The organism is Noviherbaspirillum sp. FW303-A3 (assembly GCF_058788695.1).
In genome coordinates, this window is record NZ_JBYTAZ010000001.1 from 2,396,797 (window position 1) to 2,412,259 (window position 15,463).

The window sequence follows — 15,463 nt, forward strand, 5'->3', positions numbered from 1 at the left end:
TTTGTCAATGCGATCCGTGGGCATCGGCGCCGCGGAGAGCATCCTGGGCCCAGCGGAAGGCGGCGCTCCTCACCGGCTCCAGGGTATCAGGCGGAATATGCAGCCGGCCGGAGAGATCCGCGACCTGGCTCACGCGTCCCTTTTCCATGGCCATGGCGAGCATCAGGCAGGGCGCATAAGGGCCCATGCTGCGCAGGAGCACATCCGCGACCTCGTCCGACAGGTGCATCTGCGCCAGCACTTTCTGCATCGGCATGTTCAGGAGGATATCGAACAGCGACAGCAGGCCGACCAGGAACAGCTCGTCGCGCCGCGCCGGGGACAGATCGGGAGCCTCAAGCGTTTCCAGCGTGCGGGCACGGGCGAGGGCGATTTCAAGCAGGGATTCGTCCCGTTCGCGGTGGCGGCCCATGCGGAACATGGCCACCGTCAGCCACCGGTACAACTGTCCGCGCCCCAGCACCATGATCGCCTGGTTGACGCTCGTGACGGCATGGGCGAGGCCGGTCGCCGGCGAATTCGCCCACTTGAGCAGGTGGAAGGTCAGCGCGGGATCGCGCTTGGCGATGGCTACCAGATCGGATAGTTCGGCTTCGCGGCGCAGCAGGTTAAGCATTTCCAGCGTCGCCAGCTGGCTTTCGTTGAGGTCGCCTTCCTCCTCGTCGCCGTCCTTCGTGGCGATGAAATCCCCGATGCAGTATTCGAATCCCCAGGATACGCACATGCGTTGCTCGGCCCATGAATGCACGCCTGTCGCCACCGGCGCAAGCTTCGGAAAGTCGGCACGCAGTCCGCGCAGCATCGACTGCAGGACCGGCATCGGCTGCGCCGCGAGGTCGAGGAAGAGCATGTCGGTTTCTGCCAGCAATGCCCGTGCTTCCGGGGTGACGGAAACACCGGCCAGCGCCGTGCGGCAACCGCTGCCGCGCAAGGCGGCCAGCCTGCCGACCAGGTCGTCGTAGCGTAGAGAAGTCCGGCCGGCGTCCAGCAGGAAATGCACATGCGGTGCCATGACCGCGTGATGCCTGCCGAAGATCATCGCGTCCGGAGTGATCGGGATCACGGCAATCCGGCGCTGGGCGAATTCGGCGACGCGCTCTTCGCGCAACGCGTCGAAGAACAGCGGTTCAGGATAAGCATGCTGCTCGGCAAGGGCGCGCGGCATGAAACGGTAGCCGCACAGGCGGTTGCGGGCATCGACGATTTCCTCGCGCAGCAGGATGGCGTCCGGGACAACCGCATCCTGTTCCGGCGCACGCACAGCCTGCTCGGGGTGCTGCACGGTGGCCTCATCCTTTGGCGGCGCATACCAGGGCTCCTCCTTTTTGGGGCCGAGGATGTGGCTGAGGAAGGACATCGCGCCCATGGAATTTCCTTTTATCAACCGCCGCTCATCAATAGGAACAGCGCCAATCTTTTCACCTTAGAACCTGTTCAGTGTCTCCGTAATAACAATGCGAGGAACGCGAGCACGACGAACTGTAAGCTTGTTTCCAGCTTGCGTTCGCAGTTCTTCCATAGTCGCCGGCATTTCTCCAGCCATGCGAATGATCGCTCGACAACCCAGCGCTTCGGAATGACGACGAACTTATGCAGCTCGCTTCGCTTGACCACCTCCACCTTTGCACCCAGGATCTTCCACGCCAACTCTGCGAATCGATCGCCGGTATAGGCACCGTCGACCAGGAGATTTTTCACCTCTGACAGCATGTCCTCGTTCAGCAATAACATGAGTAAGGCGCCGTTGCGGTCGGTCACATCAGCTGTCGTCACGTCGATCGCATGCGGTAGCCCTTGTGTGTCGACCGCCAGATGTCGCTTGATTCCCGATACCTTCTTACCCGCGTCATAGCCTTTGGCCTGCGCCGTGTCCGTGTTCTTCACGCTTTGCGCGTCCAGAATGCAAAAGCTGGTCTTTTCTGCGCGTCCATTCTCGATACGCTCTTGCTTGACCAGTTTTTTTTAACGCTTGCTCAAACAAGCTGAAGCCGTCAATCGTACCGACTGTCCAATGATCGAAGTAATAGCGCACGATATTCCAACCCGGGAAATCGCCTGGGATCGCGCGCCAGGTACAACCGTTTTTGAGCAGATACAAGATCGCACAGAACACGTCATACAAATCCACACGCCTTGGCGCTGTCCGGTGCTTCGCGCCCTCCAGCATCGGCCGGATCACCTCAAACTGGTCTCGGCTGATATCGCTCGGATAATCTTTTCGTCCCATGGTCGCTGCTCCGCATCCATCGCTTCTGCAGCGTTTGATTCAAAGACACTGAACAGGTTCTTAGGCGGCACGACAGGGGTTTTCAAGAGGAAACAATTGCGCCTGGGGCTTGTGTCGAAAGTGGCACAACACCCGACGACAGATTGACTCCGCTCATGTCTCGCGGCGCATGAGCATTTACAGTCGACCTACCCTTCCGGAGAACGCATGAAAAACACGCCGGACAGCACGGTTGCGACGACGGGCGACGCTGTCGCTAGCGCCAGACAGGTTGGGCTGCGCTATGCGGGCGACGGCGTGCCCGGCATCGCCCGCGTGCCCGACAAGGACGGCTTCCAGTACATCGGCCCCGACGGCAAGCATGTGCGCGATGAGGCAACGCTGGCGCGCATCAAATCGCTGGCGATTCCGCCCGCATGGACCGACGTCTGGATCTGCCCATGGCCGAACGGGCATATCCAGGCCACAGGGCGCGATGCGAAACGCCGCAAGCAGTACCGTTACCATGCACGCTGGCGCAGCGTGCGCGACGAGGCGAAGTACGAGCGCATGCTTAGCTTCGGCAAGGCGCTGCCGCTGATCCGTCGGCGCGTCGGCGAGGCGCTCAAGCTGCCCGGCCTGCCGCGCGAGAAGGTGCTGGCCACCATCGTCTACCTGCTCGAGGCAACCATGATGCGCATCGGGAACGAGGAATATGCGCGCCAGAACAAGTCTTTCGGACTGACCACCTTGCGCGACCGCCATGTGTGCATCGACGGCAAGGAGGTCGAATTCCGCTTCCGCGGCAAGAGCGGGGTGCAGCATTCGATCAAGGTCGACGATCCGCGCCTTGCCCGCATCATCCGCCGCACGCGCGATCTGCCCGGCCAGGAACTGTTCCAGTACGTGGATGACGACGGCGAACAGCGCAGCGTCGGTTCGGCCGACGTCAACGACTACCTGCGCGAGATCACCGGCGAGGACTATACGGCGAAGGATTTCCGTACCTGGTCGGGGACGGTGCTGGCGGCGCTCGCGCTGCAGGAATACGAGAAGTTCGATTCCGAAGCGCAGGCGAAGAAGAATGTCGTGCACGCCATCGAATCGGTGGCCGAACGGCTGGGCAACACGCCGAGCATCTGCCGCAAGTGCTATGTGCACCCGGCCGTCATCGAGTCCTACCTCGACGGCACCATGGTCAACGCCATGCAGCAGCGGGCCCGCGAGGAGATGGCGCAGGAGCTCCGGGCGCTTGGCGCGGAAGAGGCGGCAGTGCTGGCGCTGCTGCAGGAGAGGCTGGCGCAGGCGGCGAAAGCGGACGCGGGCAAGGAAAAGAAGGGGCGCAAGGCAAGGCGGGCCGCGTAGCCGGATGCCGCAACCGGCCCGCTGCGTCCTTCATGGGATAATCGGGCCCTCCCTTCATTCAATGGAAACAACATGATCCTCGAACTCGCCGACATCCGCATCCAGCCCGGCAAGCAGGCTGAATTCGACGCCGCCATCCTGCGTGGGGTCGAACAGGTCATCGCCAAGGCAAAGGGCTTCCGCGGCTACAAGGTCAACAAGGGCATCGAGTCGCCCGAGCGTTACGTGCTGCAGATTTTCTGGGAAACCCTGGAGAACCATACCGTCGACTTCCGCCAGTCGCCGGCCTTTACCGAATGGCGCGCCATCGTCGGCCCGTATTTCGCCTCGCCGCCGGTGGTCGAGCACTTCACCCTGCTGGCCAAGAGCATGGACTGATCCCTGGGCAAGCTCATTTTTCTTCACATCCGGGAATAAATCGCCGTGGCCTTCGTATAGTCATGCATCTGCCGCGATCCGCGGCAGCGTTGCATTTCTTGCATGAGGAGAAGAGGCGATGGCCAACGTGTTCACCCGCAGCCTGTTCTGGAAGCTCTACATTCCAGTCTGCGTCCTGCTGGGCCTGTGTGCCGCGGCAGCGGCCATTCTGCTGCCTGGCCTGATCCGAGAGAACATCGAACAGGATGCGATCCATGCGGGCCAGGACACCGTCAAGCAAATCAAGACCTTCCGTGCGTACTACACCGAGAACGTCGTGGCCAAGGTGCTCGGAAAGGGCGAATTCAAGACTTCGGTCGACCACCGCAACGACCCCAATGCCATCCCGGCCCCGTCCACCATGGTCCACGACCTCAGCCCCCTGCTCAAGGACGAAGGCGTTGCATTGCGGGTGTACAGCCCCTACCCCTTCGCCAACCGTACCGGCCGCGGGATGGACAAGTTCGGCGAGGAGGCGTGGGCCTTCCTCAGCGCCAATCCGGACAAGGCGTATACGCGTACCGACATGGTCGATGGCAAGACCATCGTCCGGGTGGCAATGGCCGACAAGATGACGGCCCAGGCATGCGTTGCCTGCCACAACAGTTCCCCCCTGAGCACCAAGAAGGACTGGAAGCTGGGCGACCTGCGTGGCGTGATGGAGGTCAGCAGCGACCGCTCGGCGCAAGTGGCCAACGGCGACCGCATCACATGGCTGATCCTCGGCGCGCTGGTGGCCATGGTGATCGTGCTGGCGGCATTCATCCGCTTCGTCTACCAACGCAGCATCGCGGCCCCCCTGCAGCATGCGGTCGAGGTTGCCGCGCGCATCACCGCCGGCGACCTCACCTGCCGCATCGAACCGGCATCGGCGGACGAGGCCGGACGGCTCTTCACCGCGCTGCGCGGCATGCAGGACAACCTGGTGGGCATCACCGGACGCATGGCCGAGGTGAGCACGGCAATCTCGGCGGTGAGCGCCCAGGTGGCCGCCGGCAACAGCGACCTGTCACAACGCAACCGGGAACAGGGCGCCAGCCTGGAAGCGACCGCATCGGCAATGGAGGAACTGACCTCCGCCGTGCGGCAGAACGCCGACAATGCCGCCGAAGCCAACCGCCTGGCGGTATCCGCCTCGGACGTTGCGACCAAGGGCGGCGCCGTGGTCGGGCAGGTCGTCGAAACGATGGGTTCCATCACGGCGTCGTCGAGGCGCATCGCGGACATCATCGGCGTCATCGACGACATCGCGTTCCAGACCAACATCCTCTCGCTGAACGCCGCCGTCGAAGCAGCCCGCGCCGGCGAACAGGGGCGCGGCTTTGCCGTGGTGGCGTCGGAAGTACGCAGCCTGGCGCAGCGCAGTGCGGCGGCGGCCAAGGAAATCAAAGGCCTGATCGGCGATTCGGTCGAGCGGGTGGAAGCAGGCAGCCAACTGGTCGAACGTGCCGGCAGCACGATGCACGAGATTGTCGACAGCGTGCAACGGGTGACTGCGATCATGTCCGAAATCACCACGGCCAGCGCCGAACAGAGCGCCGGAATCGAACAGGTCAACCAGGCAATCGCCCGCATGGACCAGGTGACGCAGCAGAATGCCGTGCTGGTCGAAGAGGCGTCGGCGGCGGCCGACGCCCTGCGGCAGAAGGCGGAAGTGCTGGAAAACGTGGTGGGCGTTTTCCAGCTTGCGCCGGCGGACTGGCAGACAGACAACCTCCCGGTGGCCGGAAGGCGTCCTACAGCGCCCGCTCCGGTAGCTCCCGTGGCGCGTCTGTCCAGGCCGTGAATCCTGCCGATCCATGGTACCTCCCTCCCGCGCCGCCACGGCGGGCGCGGGAATTGCATGATTTCAATTCATTTTGGATTCTGCAGTGATATGATCTTGCATCAGGCATCCCCGCCAATCTGCCCATGTTCCGTGAGGTCGAACAAGAATGTCTTTCAATGTTGACGCAGTTACACTGACGCTCATCGCCGTCCTGGCCGCGCTCATCATCGGCATTCTTGCCTACCTCAGCGCGGCCAAGGCAAAGGCCAGCCGCGCCAAGCGTCACGCCACCCTGATCCGCAACACCATCATCGATTACTTCCGCCGCAGCGGCGTCGAAGTGTCGGCCGACGCCACCAGCTTCGACAACAGCGGCCGCTATACCGCCATCGTCGAGTCGGAGCCGATGAAGCGCTTCCGCCTGTCACACATCATCGAAATGACCCTGCGCGAGCACGTGCGCAAGTCCTGCGGGCTGGAACTGGACAAGATCTACTGGCGCTTCCCGATCAAGGATGCCACCCAGGCCGTGACCGTGCAGCGCGACGGCGAAGCCAAACCGGCGGAGAACGGCGCAGAGGACCAGAAGCGGGAAGAGCCGGCCGACGATTACATCAACGAAGGCCTCGAGAACTACCGCCACATCCCCAAGCCGGAAGTGACCGAACTGCCCTGGGAAACCTTCGAGCAGATGGCCACGATGAGCCGCGAGAACAAGGACCGGCAGCCCGGCCAGTAAGGCAACGTCCCGCAGGCAAGCATTCCGCCGCACACATTTTCGGCAATCAACACCCTTCGCCCGCCGCCATCCGGCGGGAACTCCTCCTCCGATAAGTCTGACTAACCAGACCATACGGGCCCTGCCCGGACGTCAGATGGAGGAAAACCATGCAAGACCAGGCACCAAGCCCGTCAGCGACGGGCCAGGCGACGGACTCCTTACCCGACATCAATACCAGTCCCGACGCCACCGCCCCCACCGGCTACGACCAGCAAGCCACTCCCTCCTTCGATACCTTCTACCGTTCCCCGAAAGCCGACCGTGCCGAGCAGCTCGCCAAAGTCCTCGGCTGGTTCAGCATCGGCCTCGGCCTGGCGCAGCTGCTTGCGCCGCGCGGCGTGTCTCGCGCGATCGGCGTACAGGACAGCCCGAAGCTGATGCGCACGCTGGGCGCCCGGGAAATTGCGAGCGGCGTCGGCATCCTCAGCCAGCGCCGCCCCGCCAACTGGCTGTGGACACGCGTGGCCGGCGACGCGATGGACCTGGCGCTGCTCGGCGCCGCCGCACGCGCGCCGCGCAGCCTGCGCGGCCGGATCGGCTGGGCGACCGCTGCCGTTGCCGGTGTCGCCGTGCTCGATCTGTTATCGAGCATCGACAACACGCAGCGCAAGCAGATGGGCCAGGGACCGACCGTGACGGGCGAGGTACGTCTCGAAAAGAGCATTACGATCAACTTCTCCCCGGAAGAGTGCTACCGCTTCTGGCATGACTTCTCGAGCTTCCCGCGCTTCATGAAGCACCTCGAGTCGGTGGAAATCACCGGCGACAACCGCATGCACTGGAAGGCGAAGGGGCCCGCCGGCAGCACGGTCGAATGGGATGCGGAACTGGTGGCCGACGAACCCGGACGGCACATCGCCTGGCGTTCGCTGGAAGGATCGCAGGTCGACAACGAAGGCGTGGTGCGCTTCGAACCCGCCCCCGGCGGCCGCGGCACCATCGTGCGCGTGCTGATGAGCTACAGGCCGCCGGGCGGCATTGCCGGCGCGCTGGTGGCGAAGATGTTCGGCGAGGAGCCGTCGCAGCAGATCGACGAAGACCTGCGCCGCTTCAAGTGGCTGATCGAGACCGGCGAGATCCCGACCACCATCGGGCAACCGTCCGGCGAACGCGGCGCGATCACCCGCACGCTTTTCAGGAAAGGACAACCGGGATGAGAGCGACAGTCTGGCATGGCAAGAAAGACGTGCGGGTCGATAACGTGCCCGATCCGCAGATCCTCAACCCGCGCGACGCGATCGTGAAGATCACGTCGACCGCGATCTGCGGCTCCGACCTGCACCTGTACAACGGCTTTGTGCCCGGCATGGAGAAGGGCGACATCCTCGGCCACGAATTCATGGGCGAGATCGTCGAACTGGGCAAGGCGGTCACCAACCTGAAGATCGGCGACCGTGTCGTCATCCCCTTCCCGATCGCTTGCGGCAACTGCTTCTTCTGCCAGGAGAAGCTGTATTCGGTGTGCGAGAACTCGAACCCCAACGCGGCGCTGGCGGAGAAGATGTGGGGCCACTCGCCATCGGGCATCTTCGGCTATTCGCACATGACGGGCGGGTACGCCGGCGGCCAGGCCGAGTATGCGCGCGTGCCGTTCGCCGATGTGGGTGCGTTCCGCATCCCGGACGGCATGACCGACGAGCAGGTGCTGTTCCTGTCCGACATCCTGCCGACCGGCTACATGGCAGCGGAGGCCTGCGAAATAAAACCCGGCTCGGTGGTGGCGGTATGGGGCTGCGGGCCGGTGGGCCAGTTCGCGATCCAGAGCGCCTACCTGCTCGGCGCGGAAAAGGTGATCGGCATAGACCGCTTCCCGGAACGCCTGCGCATGGCGCGCGAGAAGTCGAAGGCGATCACGCTCGATTACGAAGAAGTAGATGTGGCGACCGCGCTGAAGGAATTGACCGGCGGACGCGGGCCGGATGCCTGCATCGACGCCGTCGGCATGGAGGCGCACGGCATGGGCTTGATGGGCGCGTATGACCGCGTGAAACAGGCGCTGGCGGCAGAAACCGACAGGCCGGTCGCGCTGCGCCAGGCGCTGATGGCCTGCCGCAATGGCGGCGTGGTGTCGATTCCCGGTGTGTACGGCGGCTTTCTGGACAAGGTGCCTTTCGGCTCGGTGATGAACCGCTCGCTGACCATCAAGACCGGCCAGACGCATGTGCACCGCTACATGCAGCCGCTGCTGGAGCGCATCCAGCGCGGCGAGATCGATCCGTCGGTGGTGATCACGCATCGCCTGCCGCTGCACGACGCCGCGTATGGCTACGACATCTTCTGCAACAAGCAGGACGATTGCATCAAGATCGTACTGAGACCGTAGCGCCGGCCGCGCGCTTATCGCCGAACACCGATCTAAGCTTGCGCACGGCGACGGCAAGCAGCGTACCTGCGGTAAACAGCAGCACCAGCGCCCCGGTCAGCGTTGCGAAGAGCGCCAGCGTCACCAGCGACACGATGGCCGTGCCGGCAATCTTCCACTTCCACCCGCGGCCGAGTATCACGCGCATTGCTTCGCCCGTCGCCTGGCGTTTTTCACGGCCCGGCGACGACCCATCGACCACTTCCCATTCCACTCTTTCCGTCATTTCCTTCTCCCGAGCGAGATGCTCCTGAAAGTGTGCATCGTACAAGGGTTCGCCTCATTAAAAAATCGAAGAAATCATGGTATTTACTTCGAAAAATCAGGAGTACAACAGCACCGGCTTATCCATCTGACAAGCCGCCCTGATGCAAATTCCCTCGGACTAAAGCGCAGCGGAAAATTTCGGCGCGGAAGGAGGCAATGCACATGGCGTGCATTGCCATCCTGTCAAGGAACGTTGGCGGCCCCAGGTTCTCCGGGTTTGCCGGCAACAAGGGTGACCTCGCCGCCTTGCGTCACGCGGCTCACTGTATGGCTGGAGACGTCGGTCACATAGAGGGCGCCTGCGCCATCGATCGCGATGCCATTGAGCGACTGAAAATCCGTGCCCGTGGCGACGGTCGTGATCGCCCCCGTTGCGCTGACGCGCTTGATGCTGCGCATCGCCGCAACAAAGACACTGCCGCTGCCGTCGGCCGTGATCGCAAAGGTATCCATGAAGGCGCCCGGTCCGGTTTCGCCATTCATCGTGCCTGCCACCGTACTGACCGATCCATCCGAACCGATGCGACGGATGAAGGTGCTCCCCTCCGGGATATTCGGCGCCGGCGGGCCGAACCAGTCGGTCAGGTACAGATTGCCGCCCGCATCGATGGCGATGCCCATGGGCCCGAGGAAGGTGGCGCTGGCCGTGGAACCGTCTGCCCGCCCGCGCATGCCGCGCGTCCCCGCATGCGTGCTGACTACGCCGGCTGGAGTGATGCGCCGCACCAGGAGGTTCTCGGTATCGGCAACATACACGTTACCTGCCGCGTCCACCGCAATTCCCCACGGCCGGCGGAAGCGTGCCGCGCTTCCCGTGCCGTCGGCGTCGCCAGGTTCGCCCGCAGCACCCGCAAGCGTTGTCACGGCACCAAGTGGCGATATCTTCCGTATCGCGCTGTTATCCACGGCATAGACATTCCCCCCACTGTCCACGGCGATGCCTTTCAGTGCCGAGAAACGTGCCGCCGTACCAGCGCCATCACTGCTGCCACTGGTCCCCGCCATTCCGGCCAGCGTGGTGACGACGCCTGCCGGTGAAATCTTGCGGATGGTATGGTTTGCCGAATCCGCCACATAGAGGTTGCCGCTGCTGTCGCGTGCGATACCGAGAGGCTGGTTGAATCGTGCCTGCGTCGCATCCGGCGGAACGGTGCTCACAGGTGGCTGTGTTTGCGGCGTGCTGCCGGTGTTCGTCGAGCCGTTGCCCGATGAGCCGGATCCGCCGTCAATGGACGACGATGGAGGCGGGGAGGTATTTCCCTGTCCCGTGCTTGTGGAAGGCGTCGCCGGCGGCTGGCTGCTGCCGGCCCCCGTGTCCGTTGTCGCTGTCGTACCTGTTGTTCCCGTCTGCGGAGCGGAGCTGCCGCCACCGCAAGCGGCGACCAATACGCAAAGAAGTCCTGCCGTGATTCGACTGCCTAGAGTTGCCTGTAACACGTGTCACCTCAAACATGATGATGCTCCCTGATTCACGAGCCCTGCGAGAGAGCCTTCAAGTTTTGGATCATCATCACCGAGGGGGTGCGGCGCCCGTTTGATAAAAGTCAGCGCAAGGGTACGCACGGTCAAGAGTGTTGTATTTCGTGAGGCGGTTGCGGACAGCGTCAGCGCATGCCGTTCATGACGCGGCAGATCGAATCGACATGGGTGTGATCGGTGCCGCAGCATCCGCCGACGACGGACAAGCGTGGCAGCGAGGTGCGCAGCGCGCCGTAGAGCATGCCGAGTTCTTCGGCATTGCCCGCGTCCAGGTCGGTGCTCTCATCGAGTTCCGCGTGGCTACGCCGCGATGCGTTGGCGCGCAATCCGCGGATGCGCTGCAGCCAATCGCCATTGCCGCGCAATACATGGTCGAAATGCGTCGGATGCGCGCAGTTGATCATGTAATACGCGGGATAGCCACCGCTCTCCGCGTCCGTGCGCACGATGGCTTCCTCGAGCGTCTGGCCGGACGGCAGGCGGCCATCGGTCTCAACCGTAAACGACAGTGCCAGCGGGATGCCGCACACCCTGGCCGCCGCGGCAATGCCGATCGCCTCCTCCACGTAGTTCATGGTGAAGGCGGCTACCATGTCGGCATCGGTCTGCGCGAACGTCTCGATTTGGGTTCCGTGGTAGGCCTGCGCTTCTTCCGCGCTCATGCAGTGGCCCGGCCGGTAGCCATCGCCGCGCGGCCCGAGGTTGCCGCTGATGACGATGCGCGTTTGCGGCGTCTCGTACTGGTCGCGGATTTTGAGCAGCAGGGAGATTCCCTTGCGGTTGGCGTCGGCAAGCCTCTCCCGGTCATAGCCCAGCTTCGCAGCCCAATCGGGATTGGCGCGCCAGGTCGGAGCTTCCAGCACCAGCCCGACGCGATGCGCGCAAGCGAGTTCGGCGTAGCAGGCAAAGTAGCGCAGCAATACCGCGGTGCCCGTTTCATCCTTGAGCAGGTCGAAGGCGGCGAAATAGGGAAGCTCCACCTTATCATGGAAAATCAGCGTGGTTTCCAAGCCGCCGTCGGTCATGAAGAGGTCGCCTTGCAGTTGAGGCAGGCGATGACGGTATTTGCTCATGGCAAGTCTCCTTCGTATCGGGGAAGTCGGGCTGCCTTGGCGTCGCGGCACGATTTCCAGTTGCATTGACGATTACAACGATATGCGCCTCGTGCATCAAAAGCTCAAGTCATGTCGGCAATTGCACGACTGTCCTCTGCCTTGCTTAATCGCCCGCCCGGGAACCCGTAAGACAAATTCCGGATGCGGAAGGTGCCCCCCCTTCCCATCCCGGCGTTACATCTGTTACCCGTTTCGCGTTTCTCTTCAAAATGTCAGCCAGACGAGGATAAATTGTGCTCTACTGATGCCTCAAATCAACATTCTCACTGTCGGCAAAACCCATGCTGGATAACCTTTTGACAAGGCTTGCGGCCGCCGACGCCAGCGAGGATCTGTTTCGAAAGCTGTTCCGCAAGCACAGTTCGATCATGCTGCTGATCGATCCGGCAACCGGTGTCATTGCCGACGCCAATCTCGCCGCCGCCGCGTTTTATCAATACGACGAGAACGTGTTGCGCGGGATGAATATCAGCGAAATCAACATTCAGCCCGAGCATGAAATCCGCGCGGAAATGCGGCGTGCGCTGCATGAGCAGCGCAACTACTTCATTTTTTACCATCGCCTGGCCAGCGGCGAGGTGCGCACGGTCGAAGTGCATTCCTCGGCCATCGACTTCAAGGGCAAGGCCCTGCTTTTCTCTATCGTGTTCGACGTCACCAAGCGCAAGCAGGCGGAAGATTCGCTGCAGCTCGCTTCCATGGTGTATCAGAACAGCAGCGAGGCCATGTCGGTGGTGGACGGCAACGGGACCATCATCAATATCAACCCGGCGTTTACCGAGATCACCGGCTACCGCCCGGAAGACGTCATGGGCAAGAACATTCAGCTGCTCAATTCCGCGCGCGAGAACCCGGAAGCCTACGCCAGCCTCTGGTCGGCCCTCGCCACCTGCGGACGCTGGCAGGGCGAACTGTGGGCACGCCGCAAGGATGGAACGGATTTCCTGCGCTGGCTGTCGGTCAACACCATCTACAACGCGGACGGCTCCGTGCAATGCCGCGTGGGGCAGTTCTCGGACATCACGCGCAAGCGCGAAACCGATGAACTGATCTGGCGCCAGGCGAACTTCGATACGCTCACCGGCCTGCCCAACCGCAGCATGTTCCATGACCGGCTCGAACAGTCGATCAAGAAGGCACATCGGATGGGACAACAATTTGCCCTGCTGTTCCTCGACCTCGACTACTTCAAGGAAGTCAACGATACGCTCGGACACGGCATGGGCGACCGCCTCCTGCAGGCGGCGGCACAGCGCGTCCGCGCCTGCGTGCGCGACTCGGACACGGTGGCGCGGCTGGGCGGCGACGAATTCACCGTGATCGTCGGCGAACTGTGCGACGCCGGCAGCGTAGAGCGTTCGGTGCATGGCATCCTGCAGACGCTCGCCGAGCCGTTCCAGCTCGGCACCGAGCAGGTCTACATCTCTGCCAGCATCGGCATCACCTTCTATCCGGAAGACGGTACCGAAATCGACACGCTGCTCAAGAATGCCGACCAGGCGATGTATGCCGCCAAGGCCCAGGGCCGCAACCGCTACAGCTACTTCACCGCCTCGATGCAGCATGCGGCGCAGGCGCGCAAGCGGCTGGTGAGCGACCTGCGGACGGCGCTCAACGAGAAGCAGTTCTGCGTGCATTACCAGCCCATCGTCGACCTGGCCAGCGGCGAGGTCCGCAAGGCAGAGGCGCTGATCCGGTGGCTGCATCCGGTGCGCGGTCCGGTCAGCCCGGCGGAATTCATCCCGCTGGCGGAAGAAACCGGCATGATCGTCGACCTCGGCGAGTGGATGTTCCGGGAAACGGCGCGGCAGGCGGCGCGATGGCGCGAGGCATTCCATCCGAACTTCCAGATCAGCGTGAACGTGTCGCCGGTGCAGTTCCAGAACGAGGGCCTCGACATGAAGGCCTGGCTGGCATTCCTCACCACCCTGCGCCTTCCCGGACAGAGCGTGGCGGTGGAAATCACCGAAGGCCTGCTCATGGATGCCTCCGCCTCGGTGACAGAACAATTGCTGCAGTTCCGGGACAACGGGGTGCAGGTGGCGCTCGACGATTTCGGCACCGGCTACTCCTCGCTTGCCTACCTGAAAAAATTCGACATCGATTACATCAAGATCGACCAGGCCTTTGTCCGCAACCTCGCACCGGGGTCGGACGACCTTGCCTTGTGCGAAGCCATCATCGTCATGGCCCACAAGCTGGGCATCAAGGTGATCGCCGAAGGCGTGGAAACCGAAGAGCAGCGCCATTTGCTGCTGCAGAGCAAATGCGATTACGGCCAGGGTTACCTGTTCTCCAGGCCGATCGATGCGAATGCGTTCGAACAGTTCCTTTCCGGATACAGATCCCGCTCCTGAAGCGCGGCAAAAAAAACCGCCGGCACAGGCCGGCGGGCTGAAACCCCCACACTTTTTGCAGTGGAGAAGAGACCCGCGAATGGTAGCGCCGCTGGGGCCTCCCTGCCATTGGGAATAGTACGGATTCGGAAATCACGTAGCGGGTTGCGCTCGCGCAGACTGATATGCAAAGCGCAATCGCGCGGGAAACTATGCAACCCAGCATGGTGTCAAAATCGGGTTTTCAGCATACCTTGCCTGCATCCCCGGGCCGCTTGCGCATCATCGGTCGAGCATGCAAACAGGCGGATCCTTACAGCAATAGCGCTGTCCATCCTCCCGCTTCCAGGCTTATTCCTTACAAAAACGGAGTCGAGACACATCCATGGACGCGCCAGCCAAGCACAAGAAAGAGCGGTCAAACCTCCTGAACACCTTGAATATCGATGCGGAAGAAATCGATAGCCGCAAGAAATTCCTGCAGTTCCACGAAGACGATGAACAGCGGCTGAAAAGCATCGGCGGACTTGCCGATCGTTATGCCGACGAAGTAATCGAGGAGTTCTACCATCATCTGCTTTCGTTCGAGGAAACGCGCATTTTTCTGAGCGACCCGGAGGTGTTGGCACGTGTCAAAAATGCGCAGAAGAATTATTTCCTGCGCCTGACGGAAGGCAACTACGGGCCGGACTATATTGAAAACAGGTTGCGCGTGGGCAGCGTGCATGAACGTATCTCGCTGCCCATCAAGGCGTATCTGGGGATGTACAACTTCTACCTGCGCTCCGTATTTAACAGGCTGACCGATACCTACCGCGAGGAGCCCAAGCGCGCGATAGATATCTTCCTCTCGTTGATGAAGCTGACCTTCCTCGATATCGGCCTGGCTATCGATACCTATATCAGCTCGCGCGAACGGACGATCGGCCAGCAGCAGGACGCAATCAAGGAATTGTCGACGCCTGTGTTGCCCTTCCGCGATGGCATCCTGCTGCTGCCGGTGATCGGCATGATCGATTCCTTCCGCGCCAGCCAGCTGACGGAGCAACTTCTGCATTCGATCCGCGATACCCGCGCCAAGGTAGTGGTGGTCGACATCACCGGTGTGCCGTATGTGGACTCGCGCGTCGCCAGTCATCTCGTGCAAACGGTCGAGGCGGCGCGCCTGATGGGATCCAAGGTGATCGTCTCCGGCGTGTCGCCCGAGATCGCACTCACCATGGTGACGCTGGGCATCGATCTGGGGCGGATAGAGACGGTGGGCGACATGCAAAGCGGCCTGGAGCGGGCGGAACAGTTGAGCGGATACAAGATGGTGCGGGTGGACCCCAATCACAACCTTGATTTCGGGAATGATTGAGGACACG

13 protein-coding genes are annotated in these 15,463 nt (G+C 62.4%); 8 read left to right on the forward strand and 5 right to left on the reverse strand.

Translation table 11 applies throughout. The features are described 5' to 3' along the window. Window positions 1-4: 4 nt before the first annotated feature. The gene (locus AC3WOY_RS11700; RefSeq protein WP_492423887.1) at window positions 5-1,366 is read right to left on the reverse strand and encodes an EAL and HDOD domain-containing protein; all 1,362 of its coding nucleotides are present in this window, start codon (window positions 1,364-1,366) and stop codon (window positions 5-7) included. Window positions 1,367-1,434: 68 nt separating this feature from the next. Beyond that, a protein-coding gene (locus AC3WOY_RS11705; protein ID WP_492423889.1) for an IS5 family transposase occupies window positions 1,435-2,227 on the reverse strand; the annotation gives its coding sequence in 2 pieces (ribosomal slippage) (window positions 1,435-1,953 and window positions 1,955-2,227; 792 coding nt in all). A gap of 207 nt (window positions 2,228-2,434) precedes the next feature. On the opposite strand from AC3WOY_RS11705, the gene AC3WOY_RS11710 reads away from it, so the two are divergent. The 6 genes from AC3WOY_RS11710 (at window position 2,435) to AC3WOY_RS11735 (ending at window position 8,860) form a co-directional block, all read left to right on the forward strand. Next, window positions 2,435-3,571: a DNA topoisomerase IB gene (locus AC3WOY_RS11710; RefSeq protein ID WP_492423891.1), complete on the forward strand. Its 1,137-nt coding sequence runs from the start codon at window positions 2,435-2,437 to the stop codon at window positions 3,569-3,571. Between the two features lie 72 nt (window positions 3,572-3,643). Next, window positions 3,644-3,949 (forward strand): antibiotic biosynthesis monooxygenase family protein, encoded by a 306-nt coding sequence (locus AC3WOY_RS11715; protein WP_492423893.1) that lies wholly within the window; start codon window positions 3,644-3,646, stop codon window positions 3,947-3,949. Window positions 3,950-4,067: 118 nt separating this feature from the next. Beyond that, entirely contained in the window at window positions 4,068-5,774 is a 1,707-nt protein-coding gene (locus AC3WOY_RS11720; protein WP_492423895.1) for a methyl-accepting chemotaxis protein, read from the forward strand. Between the two features lie 148 nt (window positions 5,775-5,922). Beyond that, on the forward strand, window positions 5,923-6,495 hold the full coding sequence (locus AC3WOY_RS11725) for a hypothetical protein (protein ID WP_492423897.1): 573 nt from the start codon (window positions 5,923-5,925) through the stop codon (window positions 6,493-6,495). A 149-nt stretch (window positions 6,496-6,644) separates the two neighbouring features. Next, window positions 6,645-7,694: an SRPBCC family protein gene (locus AC3WOY_RS11730; protein ID WP_492423899.1), complete on the forward strand. Its 1,050-nt coding sequence runs from the start codon at window positions 6,645-6,647 to the stop codon at window positions 7,692-7,694. After that, window positions 7,691-8,860: a zinc-dependent alcohol dehydrogenase gene (locus AC3WOY_RS11735; RefSeq protein ID WP_492423901.1), complete on the forward strand. Its 1,170-nt coding sequence runs from the start codon at window positions 7,691-7,693 to the stop codon at window positions 8,858-8,860. Before AC3WOY_RS11730 ends, AC3WOY_RS11735 begins: the two co-directional genes overlap by 4 nt. Here AC3WOY_RS11735 and AC3WOY_RS11740 read toward each other — a convergent pair. From AC3WOY_RS11740 to AC3WOY_RS11750, 3 genes are all read right to left on the reverse strand, one after another. Beyond that, window positions 8,838-9,125 (reverse strand): hypothetical protein, encoded by a 288-nt coding sequence (locus tag AC3WOY_RS11740; protein ID WP_492423903.1) that lies wholly within the window; start codon window positions 9,123-9,125, stop codon window positions 8,838-8,840. The two genes, AC3WOY_RS11735 and AC3WOY_RS11740, sit on opposite strands and share 23 nt — an antisense overlap. Window positions 9,126-9,349: 224 nt before the next feature. After that, window positions 9,350-10,324, reverse strand: a complete 975-nt coding sequence (locus AC3WOY_RS11745) for an NHL repeat-containing protein (RefSeq protein ID WP_492423905.1) — start codon at window positions 10,322-10,324, stop codon at window positions 9,350-9,352. A gap of 446 nt (window positions 10,325-10,770) precedes the next feature. Beyond that, complete coding sequence (locus AC3WOY_RS11750; RefSeq protein WP_492423907.1) at window positions 10,771-11,718, reverse strand: homocysteine S-methyltransferase family protein; 948 nt, start codon at window positions 11,716-11,718, stop codon at window positions 10,771-10,773. Between the two features lie 323 nt (window positions 11,719-12,041). Here AC3WOY_RS11750 and AC3WOY_RS11755 point away from each other — a divergent pair, with 323 nt between their 5' ends. Both AC3WOY_RS11755 and AC3WOY_RS11760 read left to right on the forward strand, forming a co-directional pair. After that, a complete protein-coding gene (locus AC3WOY_RS11755) occupies window positions 12,042-14,117 on the forward strand; it encodes a putative bifunctional diguanylate cyclase/phosphodiesterase (protein WP_492423909.1) in 2,076 nt (691 codons plus the stop codon). A gap of 364 nt (window positions 14,118-14,481) precedes the next feature. Further along, a complete protein-coding gene (locus AC3WOY_RS11760) occupies window positions 14,482-15,456 on the forward strand; it encodes a protoglobin domain-containing protein (RefSeq protein ID WP_492423911.1) in 975 nt (324 codons plus the stop codon). Window positions 15,457-15,463 lie beyond the last annotated feature (7 nt).

What these genes read in the sequence shown, in the direction of transcription:
- AC3WOY_RS11700 (WP_492423887.1), bottom strand. Translation starts at nt 1,366, where the DNA reads ATGGGCGCGATGTCCTTCCTCAGCCACATCCTCGGCCCCAAAAAGGAG.
- AC3WOY_RS11710 (WP_492423891.1), top strand. Translation starts at nt 2,435, where the DNA reads ATGAAAAACACGCCGGACAGCACGGTTGCGACGACGGGCGACGCTGTC.
- AC3WOY_RS11715 (WP_492423893.1), top strand. Translation starts at nt 3,644, where the DNA reads ATGATCCTCGAACTCGCCGACATCCGCATCCAGCCCGGCAAGCAGGCT.
- AC3WOY_RS11720 (WP_492423895.1), top strand. Translation starts at nt 4,068, where the DNA reads ATGGCCAACGTGTTCACCCGCAGCCTGTTCTGGAAGCTCTACATTCCA.
- AC3WOY_RS11725 (WP_492423897.1), top strand. Translation starts at nt 5,923, where the DNA reads ATGTCTTTCAATGTTGACGCAGTTACACTGACGCTCATCGCCGTCCTG.
- AC3WOY_RS11730 (WP_492423899.1), top strand. Translation starts at nt 6,645, where the DNA reads ATGCAAGACCAGGCACCAAGCCCGTCAGCGACGGGCCAGGCGACGGAC.
- AC3WOY_RS11735 (WP_492423901.1), top strand. Translation starts at nt 7,691, where the DNA reads ATGAGAGCGACAGTCTGGCATGGCAAGAAAGACGTGCGGGTCGATAAC.
- AC3WOY_RS11740 (WP_492423903.1), bottom strand. Translation starts at nt 9,125, where the DNA reads ATGACGGAAAGAGTGGAATGGGAAGTGGTCGATGGGTCGTCGCCGGGC.
- AC3WOY_RS11750 (WP_492423907.1), bottom strand. Translation starts at nt 11,718, where the DNA reads ATGAGCAAATACCGTCATCGCCTGCCTCAACTGCAAGGCGACCTCTTC.
- AC3WOY_RS11755 (WP_492423909.1), top strand. Translation starts at nt 12,042, where the DNA reads ATGCTGGATAACCTTTTGACAAGGCTTGCGGCCGCCGACGCCAGCGAG.
- AC3WOY_RS11760 (WP_492423911.1), top strand. Translation starts at nt 14,482, where the DNA reads ATGGACGCGCCAGCCAAGCACAAGAAAGAGCGGTCAAACCTCCTGAAC.